General features: G+C 88.1%; 1 pseudogene. It reads left to right on the top strand.

Going from position 1 to position 278, the window contains the following annotated elements:
* Positions 1-278 (top strand): annotated as a pseudogene (locus tag ABD353_RS38890) (hypothetical protein); the annotation flags it as partial.

The raw sequence follows: 278 nt of genomic DNA, 5'->3' as shown, positions 1-278 counted from the left end.
CCGCGGCCCCGCCCCCCGGCCCGCCGACCCGGCGCTCCGCCGGGCCTGGCTGTACGCCCTGGCCCGGCACTGCTGCCTGCGCCGCCTGGAGTCCGGGGCCGGGGCCGCCTTCACCGGCGCCCCCGTACGCGAGCCCGCGCCGCCGGCCGGCACCCGGTCCGGACCGCCCGCCCCCGCCGCCCCTGCCCCCGCCGGGAAGGTGCGCACCGGACGGGCCGGGGCGGGCGGACGGACCGCGGGCGCGGCGAAGGCCCCGCGCGCCGCGCGGGGGGGGGGGG

The organism is Kitasatospora arboriphila (assembly GCF_039528095.1).
GTDB lineage: Bacteria > Actinomycetota > Actinomycetes > Streptomycetales > Streptomycetaceae > Kitasatospora > Kitasatospora arboriphila.
This window is presented reverse-complemented; position numbering and strand designations above follow the sequence as displayed.